Genomic DNA, 5804 nt, shown 5'->3' on the forward strand with positions numbered 1-5804 from the left:
TGCGACTCTATTCCATCGTAAAAGACCTGACCTTTTGTCGGGATGTATTGTCCTGCCAACAAAGCCAACAGTGTTGATTTTCCGGCACCAGCCGCGCCCATCACGCCAACGCATTCACCCGGTTGGATAGACAGGTTAATGTCCTCAAGCGCTGCCTGGTTGTGTTCAGGGTAGCTGAAACTCGCATGCCGCAGCTCCGTCTTACCGCTAAAGTCCTTGCGGGACATGGTTTGTTGAGGATGCTGCTCCTGTGGCAACGCCATAACTGACTCAAGCCCGTCTACCGCTGTTCGGGTTTGTTCATAACGCATCAACAACATAGCCAGTTGATTGATCGCGCTGGCGGCTCGTCCGGACAACATGACCACCGCAATCAGGCCACCCATGGTCATCAAGCCTTCGCTGATACGATATACACCAGTGATTATCAAACCGATGATGACCAGATTCTGCATATTCATGATTGTGTAGCTAAGGGTATTGGAATAATCACGTCCCCGATTCTGCCAATCGGACAGCGAAGATACCGTTTGTTCCCAGCGTCTCAATGCGGCACCCTCGGCGTTATGTTGTTTGGTATCTGGCAACAACTGTAACTGTTCGATCAACAAGGCCTGTCGATGGGTGGATAACCGCGAGCTTTCTTCCAAGGTGCCTTTAATTTTCTTCTGCAAAAACCAGGACAGAGTCAGCAGCAAGACAACCCCCGTGATAGGCACCAAAACCATTGGGCCGCCTAACCAGGCAATCAGACCCAAAAACAAGAAGGTGAAAGGTAAATCAATGGCTGTGGTTAAGGTTGCTGAGGTTAAAAATTCGCGGACGCTATCGAATTCCTGAATTTGCTTGGCAAACGCTCCAGCGGATTGCGGGCGATTTTCCAGTTTCATTCCAAGCACTTTGCCGTACAGCATAGAGGATATTTTGACGTCGATTTGACGCCCCGCCATATCCGTCAAACTGGATCTGGCTTTGCGAAGCAACCAGTCAAACAGTAGCGCAAACGCTGCGCCAACGGCCAAGACCCACAGAGTATCAAAGGCCTGATTTGGGACGACCCTGTCGTAGACGTTCATGGTGAATAGCGGAATTATTAACGCAAGTACATTAATCACCAAAGACGCGATGACAAGATCACGATACCAGGGTTTTGCTTCCAGCATCGCCTGAATAAGCCAGTGCCGGGGCTTTCCGGGGGTTAACTCATCAGCACGTTGATCCGTGACACGCTGGGCTGCCACACTCCATACGGTGTTCTTGGATGGACTTTCAAATCGCTGTTCAAGCTTGCTGCGTGGTAAGACCTCTTCAACCATACCTGTATTAGAAGGTTTAAGAAGTACAATGTTTTTCAAATCACAGCTGACGATTAATACCGGCATGCCCTGCTTATCAATGGTCATAACTGGTAAGCGCTCAGTTTGAACAGGCAGCATAGGCTGCCGATCCACGTCGAGACCGATTTGCTCTGCAGCACGGGGAAATAGATCGGCATTCAACTTTTTATTGTCCAGCGGCAAGCCCGCCAGCAACTGCTGCGGATGGCGACGCAAGCCAAAATGCCCTGTCAGCCAGTAAAGCGAGGCCAGCCAAGGATCGTTATTCAGTAAGTCTTTGTCCATATGACCTTCAGTTACACGGTAATCATGACGTTATCGTCAACCAGCTTTTGCAAGAAATCGGCTTCGCTAACAACAGAAGCATCACCATCATAAAGATCATTTTTGGTAACACCTTCCAACGTGATGAGTTGATTTCCGGGAGCATCACCATTCACATTGATATCAAACACGGTATTACCACCGCTTTCAGTAACATCAATCAACGCATCGAGGTCACTGCCTGTTGTGGAGGTATCATTGACCAGTAAACTATCCAGGTTTAATTGATCGCCTTCAGCTCGGTCAAAATCCTTGACCAAATCATTTGAGGGAAATAGCACGCTTCCCTGATCATAATAACTCCAGACAAACACATCAGCGCCGTCAGCACCGCTGTAGTAATCATCCCCTGAGGTACCTTCTAAGGTGTTATCACCAGCGGCTTGTATTTTGACTTCAATACTCTGCTGTTGACCCGTGACGGTTTCTCCATTCAACGTAGTTCGGGTATAAAGGTTTAATGCAAAGTCGCCGGTGGCTGAACCCGTTTGCAGTTGCAAGTTGGCAATATCGGCTTCATCCACCACCCAGTTGCTGCCCTCGGCAGACCCCGCGTTAAAACTGAAACCTGTCGGCAGGTTTTCGATCACCAATTGACTGGTTTCCCCTGGTGCCGGATTTTCTGGAGTCATCGTGACCCCCATATCAATGTCCTGGCCATTACTGGCGATAATGCCGTCGTACAAACGATCCAGCTGAGCAGGGTCCGGCTCAGGTGTTATCGTTACACTTAAGTTGGCGGTGACCGGATCAGAGACATCCTCCACATCTGATCCCGCCACCGTAGCCATATCCACGCTACGGATATCCAGTTGCAGGTCCAGATTGCCCCAGGCCAATGGCCCCGTGTACAGATCAACACCTCCAGCCCCTACTGACAGCGCTGTTGCGGCAACCCTGACTGTCGCACTGAAGGTACCATCGCCGTTATCTCTGAATGCCCCAAGGGTCCCGCCGACATCAATTCGGGCTAAACGCGCAAGAGCAGAGGTATCACTGGTTGACAGTGCTGTTAGCGTTAGTTCAATTTCCTCATCGGGGTTTACCGCTTCCAGAATCTCTGCCACCACATTCAGATTTACCGGTTCACCTTCAGTCGTGGATGCAGTGGTTGGCGCGTTCAACAATTGCACACCATCAGCAATGGGGTTCACACCCACCGTAAACTCTGCAGTGGTCGTAACAAAATCTGTGGTGCCCTTTTCGTAAGTGACAGCCTCTAAGCCCAAGGTAATATCACCGGCAAAGTCCTGTGGCGGCACCATAGTCAGATTGGCCAACTGATCTTGTGTGACAGTCCAGCTGTAAGTGCCGTTGCCGCTACCGTCCAGCCCGTTATTAGGCAGTTGCACGCCGTTGGCATACATCACTGCACCTTCGGGACCGCCAATGATTTGTAAGCTCATTGCCTCGGAGCCATCTTGATCAATCAGTTCTGCGGTTAAAGCAGAAAGATCGATATGCGTATCTTCATCACCGATAATAGGTGTATCCGGCACGGTAAGGTTTGCAGGATCGGTAATGGGTAACAACTCAACAGCCAGACTGAAGGTCTTCTCTGTTGTGACACTGTTGGGTTGCGTCGTTCCACCGGTGGTGGTATCGGTAATCGTCAGCGTGACATCGAGTGAGATATTGGAAGATGTTGGGTCAGGGTCATTTATCGAAGCATGCTCTGGTGGACGATAAAAGAGCTTATTTCGATCATCCGCGTTAAGCAGAGTGAAGCTACCATCCCCATTATCAATCAGAACCCCTTCTGGATCTAAAATGGTACCGCCGGATAAATTGGTAAACGTTATCTGGGTAATCTCCTCTGTGCCCCTGGCAGGATCAGTATCATCGTCTCCCAACAGGTTGAGATTATCAAAACCCAGATTAAACAACTGATCTTCGTTACCCTGAAATGGATCCACCGGATTTAGCTCATCGACCACCGGCAAGATATCGATATTAAGCACCTGATCTTCTTCGATGGAATCGCCACTGGGGTCTGTGGCCACAACGTGGATGGTTAATGCAACATCACCAGATAAGTCTTCATCGATGCCAGCAATACCTAAGGTTGCCAATGCAGCATCATCAAATATCCACGCCAGTACTGTGGTGCCATCCAGATCATAATGGACTTCAACACCTGGACCGGTGATTCTGGCCCCACCTATACCCGCCGCAGCCATATCTGCAGGTGTAACACGAATACTGATTTGATCCACACCGCTGTCATCACCGGCGTTACGGATTACTGTATTTAAATGCCCTGCAAAGGATATATCTTCTCCTTCGATGCCATCAATAATGGTATTTTGAACATCGTTCGGATCAAACGCGATCGTATTGGGACTCCCCTGAAAGTCGACATTCAAAGTAGCCGTTATAATGTCAGCATCTTCCCCGTTGCCATCTAAAACCCGGGCTTGAACTTCAATAGGACCGGTGTAATTGTAATTGTTGTTGATTGTGACACCGTCAAGGATTGAGAGATTTTGCTCCTTAAATGCGTCAGACGTTGCGGGAGCCTGAATCAGCCAATTACCCTGCCCGTCATGAATAGCCCCACCCGGGGCAGTAACATACCACCCATCTGCCGTGGGTAATTTGAGCAAGACGTAATCCAGTGTTTCGGAGCCATCTATATCTTCTTCAAAAAAGTTAACTTCTCCCGATAAATCAATAGGCGAGCCGTCACTGCTGATCAGTGTTGTTGTCGCCGCTTCAAGACGGGTGTCATCAGCTGTGGTTGGCTGGTTTTGTTCTACCTGAGCAATGATTGTAAGGTCCACTGTGCCCGATAGTGTTTTCACATCATCAAAGGCTGGATCACCATTGGTATCTGTCACTTCGTAGGAGAAATCCAGAAAAAATTCACCGGCAAGATCTTCCGGTGGCAGATAGGTTATTCGACCTGATCGCAGCAGCCCTTCTATATCCCCTGCCGCATAAGTATCAATGGATCCAGATTTCGTCCCTGTGGCAATTTGATTGCCATCCACAAACAAAGTCCCCTGAAAGCCGGTCAGAAAAGTAAAACTTGTTATCGTCTCACTACCATCCAAATCACCCAGCACAGGCTCCAGATCCAGTTGTAATGGCTGATCTTCAATGCCCTGCTCTGATAATATCTGACTGTCTTGAGTGTCAATCACCGGCGTTACAGTAAACTCAATGGTCAAGTTAAAAGCTGCACTATCACCATCCGGTTCCGTATTGATTTGCTCGAGATTCAAGACTACATCACCACTGAAATCCTGTGGCGGCTTATAGGAAAGATCCGCCAGCTGAGCCAGAGTAACGGTGTATACAACGTTATTCGGGTCACTCGCATCAAAGACTTCCAGGAAAGCCTCATCGCCACTGCTATCGAAGAGAGTGCTACCTTCTGGCAATCCGCTCAGGTGCAGAGTAATTTCTTCGGAACCGTCATCATCTTCAGTAGCAACGCCAAAACCGGGAGGAATCAACGAATCTTCGGTATAGGTCACATTCGAGCTGATCACGCCAGTGCCAGGGTCGTAACTCCAATCACCCGTACCAGTGGTGATGTCAGGTGCGTCCGCAACCCCTTTAAGAGTCACCGTAAAGCTGCGAATATCACTCAACGCCTCCACCACGCTTGGCGTCACGCCGTCTACTGGGCTTTCAATACTCACAGCTTGAACCGATATTGATGGTATTTCGGTGACCTGACTTAAATCCTCCTTCGGTATCAGCGTTGCGCCATTTTGCACATCAACATCCGAGACCCGGTACACGCCACCACCTAAATCCTGCAAAGCGGGTGCATCAATACTCCACCCTTCAGGCAACGTCAGTTCGAACCACACCTCTTCAGAACCATCGGTATCGGCCAAGTCACCCTGAATAACATCACTGAGGAGAAGTGGCACATCCTCTGTACCTTTTACGTTACGAACATACAGAGTAGGTGCATCGGCAACACCAGCGACATCCACCGTAAATACCTGACTGGCCGTTTCCTGATCGTTATTTTCCTGTTCGGTGCTAATGGCTTCAGCAGTAAAATTGAACTCTCCCGACAGGTTTTCATCTGCACTGGCTGTAAGAGCCGCAAACTCGGCTTCTGACAACTCTTGACCTACCGTGATGGCTGAACCTCCGGTTAGAAGTATCAACCCCGCATCA

Annotated in this window: 2 protein-coding genes; both read right to left on the reverse strand. The window is 49.3% G+C overall.

All coding sequences use genetic code 11. The features are described 5' to 3' along the window. Positions 1-1622 (reverse strand): ABC transporter transmembrane domain-containing protein (locus ACTG33_RS15770; protein ID WP_439136181.1); only part of this gene is annotated, 1622 nt, incomplete at its 3' end. A gap of 11 nt (positions 1623-1633) precedes the next feature. Continuing rightward, positions 1634-5804 (reverse strand): type I secretion C-terminal target domain-containing protein (locus tag ACTG33_RS15775; protein ID WP_439136182.1); only part of this gene is annotated, 4171 nt, incomplete at its 5' end.

The sequence above is a fragment of the Pseudomaricurvus sp. genome (assembly GCF_965662505.1).
Lineage (GTDB): Bacteria > Pseudomonadota > Gammaproteobacteria > Pseudomonadales > Cellvibrionaceae > Pseudomaricurvus.